This is a genomic window from Craurococcus roseus (assembly GCF_039523795.1).
GTDB classification, from domain to species: domain Bacteria; phylum Pseudomonadota; class Alphaproteobacteria; order Acetobacterales; family Acetobacteraceae; genus Craurococcus; species Craurococcus roseus.
The window spans coordinates 196,772-200,037 of the sequence record NZ_BAAAFZ010000007.1 but is presented as its reverse complement, the minus strand read 5'-3'; the positions used below and the strand labels follow the sequence as shown (position 1 = coordinate 200,037).

Here is a 3,266-nt window from a genome sequence, read left to right as displayed (position 1 = left end):
GTCCGCCGCAGCAGCAGAGCCAGCCGACGCCGACGACCCCGGCGCCGCCCACGCCCGCCCCGCCGCGGCCGAAGCGGCCCTTGCCGATGCCGCCCCCGCCGGTGCCGCCGCCGCCGAACCCCAGCCAGCAGGCCGGCACCGGGCAGACGCCGCCGGTGCAGCGCCCGCAGGAGCGCTCCAACAGCGTCCAGAACACCCTGGACCGGCTGCGGCAGGCGCAGGCGCCTCAAACGCCGCCGAACGGCCGCCCCAACCCGCCGCCCTCCGCGCCGTCCTCCGGCGGCGGCGCGCCGACCGGCGCCGCGGCGCTCACCTCGGGCGAGATACGTGGTCTTGCGGAGCAGATCGGCGAGTGCTGGTCCGTGGACGCCGGCGCGCCCAATTTGTCCGAGATCGTGGTGGAGCTCCGCGTGCAACTCGACGGCCAGGGCAACGTGCGCAACGTCGTCGCGGCCAGCGGCGTGCCCTCGGAAGCGCGGGCGCGCGCCGTCTACGAATCGGCGCGGCGCGCCCTGCTCTCGCCGCAGTGCAACCCGCTGAAGGTGCCGTCCGCCAAGCTGCCGACGCTCATGGCGTCCACCTTCCGCTTCAATCCCAAGGGCCTCGTCCGATGAGCAACGACAGCAGCCAAACACCGCGGCTTTTCTCCACCGGCCGGCGCGCCGCGCTCGGGGCGGCCGTCGCGGCCGGCCTCATGCCCCGAGGCGGCGCGCGGGCGCAGCAGCAGGGCGCGGTGATCGACATCACCCGCGCGCGGACGGAGCCGATCCCGATCGCCGTGCCGGATTTCGCCGGGACGGGCGACGCGCAGCGGCTCGGGCGCGACATCGCGGAGGTGGTGCTGAACAACCTCCGCTCCTCCGGCCTGTTCCGCCCGGTGCAACGTGCCGCCTTCATCCAGACGGCGGAGGCCGCCGCGCAGGCGCCACGCTTCCAGGACTGGCGGGTGATCGGCGCGCAGGCGCTCACCACCGGCCGCGCCGACCTCCAGGGCGACCGGCTGCGCGTCGAGTTCCGCCTGTGGGACGTGCTGCCGGAGCAGCAGTTGCAGGGCACCGCCTTCACCGCGCCGCCCGCCAATTGGCGGCGCATCGCGCACCTGATCTCGGACGTGATCTACGAGCGGCTGCTCGGCGAGAAGGGCTATTTCGACACGCGCGTCGCTTACATCGCTGAGAGCGGCCCCCGCGACCGCCGCGCGCGGCGCTTGGCCATCATGGACCAGGACGGGCAGAACCACCGTTTCCTCACCGACGGCTCCGCCGCGGCGCTGACGCCGCGCTTCCACCCGAACGCGCAGCAGATCGCCTTCATGTCCTACGCGCAGAACCAGCCGCGCGTGCACCTGTTCAGCTTGGAGAGCGGCCGGCAGGAGGTGCTGGGCAACTTCCCCGGCATGACGCTGTCGCCGCGCTTCTCCCCGGACGGGCGGAGCGTGGTGCTGTCCTCGACGCGCGGCGCCGACGCCAACATCTACGTCGTCGACCTCGCCTCGCGGCGGGAGCGGCAGCTCACCTCGGGTGGCGGCCTCGACGTCTCGCCCTGTTTCTCGCCGGACGGGTCGCAAGTCGTGTTCAACTCCGACCGCGGCGGCGACCAGCAGCTCTACGTCATGTCGGCGGACGGCGGGAACATCCGCCGCATTTCCTTCGGGCGGGGGCGCTACGCGACGCCGGTGTGGTCGCCGCGGGGCGACCTCGTCGCCTTCACCCGCATCGCCGGCGGGCAGTTCGCCATCGGCGTGATGCGGCCGGACGGCTCGGGCGAGCGCATCCTGTCGGAGGGCTGGGGAATGGAAAGCCCGACCTTCGCGCCGAACGGGCGGGTGATGATGTTCTTCCGCGAGAGCCCGGCGCGCGACTCGCGGGGCGGCGGCTACTCCTCGCGCCTCGCCTCCATCGACATCTCGGGCTTCAACGAGCGGCAGATCGTGACGCCGACCGACGCCTCCGATCCGGCGTGGTCACCGCTGTTGTCCTAACGGCCGCAACGGCCACGGAACGCGCCTTGCGCGGGCCGTTCCGCTTGACCTGTGCACCCTGAAAGTTGTAGCGCCGGCGGGCTATTCAACGCATGGATGGCCGGCGTTTGCCGGCCGGGTTTGCAGCGGAGGGTTCAGAAGCATGGCCACCCAGAAGCTCCTCGGCGCCTTGGCCGCGGTCGCGCTCCTCGCCGCCTGCGGCTCGGACGACGCCGCGAACCAGGCCCAGACCGGCACCGGCGGCGCGGGCTCCGGCTTCGGCAGCGGCGCCGTGCGCCCCGGCAGCCAGGAGGACCTGGTCGCCAACATCGGCGACCGCGTGTTCTTCGAGACCGACCGCTCCAACATCCGGGCCGACCAGCGCCCGGTGCTGGATCGGCAGGCCGGTTGGATGCGGCAGCACCAGCAGGTGCAGGTGCAGGTGGAAGGCCACGCGGACGAGCGCGGCACGCGCGAATACAACCTCGCGCTCGGCCAGCGCCGCGCCAACGCGGCGCGCGACGTGCTGGTGGCCAACGGCGTGTCCGGCGCGCGCGTCTCGACCATCTCCTACGGCAAGGACCGCCCGACCGCGCTCGGCTCGTCCGAGGACGCATGGGCGCAGAACCGCCGCGCCGTGACGGTGGTTCGCTAGCGGCGCCGGGACGCGCCGGGTAATGGGCGCGGCGGCGACGGTCGCTCCGTCGCCGGCCGCGCGTCGGCGCGGCCGTGATGGGGCGACGCCGCCCGCCGTGACCGGAGTTCCGTTTATGCGCCCGACCCGCGCGCTCGCCGCCGCCCTGATCCTCGCCGCCCCGCTGACCGGGGGCGGATGGCCCGTCGTCTTTGCCCGTCCTGCGCTGGCGCAGGCCGAGAGCCGCGAGGGCATCTTCCTGCAAAACCAGATCCTCCAGCTCCGCCAGGAGCTGGAAAGCCTGCGCAGGAGCGGCGGCGGCTCCGGCCTCGCGGCGCCCGTGCCGCGCGGCGGCGGCGGCGGCGCGGCGCCGTCGGGCGAGCTGCTGAGCCAACTCCTGGAACGGGTGGGCGCGTTGGAAGAAGAGCTGCGCCGGATGCGCGGGCGGCTGGACGAAACCGAGTTCCGAAACCGCCAGCTCGCGCAGTCGGTGGAAAAGCTGCAAGGCGACGTGGATTTCCGCTTGCAGCAGTTGGAAAGCGGCGGCCGGCAGCGGGGCGCCGGTGGCGGCGGGGGACGGGAATCGACAGCGGCCGAGCCGGCGTCCCCGGCGCCTCGGCCCGCGCCGCCTCCGCCGGCTCCCGCGGCCGCGCCGGCGCCGCGCACGGCGGA

At 74.0% G+C, this 3,266-nt stretch carries 2 protein-coding genes and 2 pseudogenes; all 4 read left to right on the top strand.

The genetic code is table 11. The annotated features are described in order from the left end of the window. Window positions 1-614, top strand: a pseudogene (locus ABD067_RS02940) (hypothetical protein); the annotation flags it as partial. Further along, a complete protein-coding gene (gene tolB / locus ABD067_RS02935) occupies window positions 611-1,981 on the top strand; it encodes a Tol-Pal system beta propeller repeat protein TolB (protein ID WP_408871501.1) in 1,371 nt (456 codons plus the stop codon). The pseudogene ABD067_RS02940 and the gene tolB, both read left to right, overlap by 4 nt. A 142-nt stretch (window positions 1,982-2,123) precedes the next feature. Then, entirely contained in the window at window positions 2,124-2,615 is a 492-nt protein-coding gene (gene pal, locus ABD067_RS02930) for a peptidoglycan-associated lipoprotein Pal (protein WP_343893650.1), read from the top strand. Window positions 2,616-2,730: 115 nt separating this feature from the next. Beyond that, a pseudogene (locus tag ABD067_RS02925) lies at window positions 2,731-3,266 on the top strand (YbgF trimerization domain-containing protein); the annotation flags it as partial.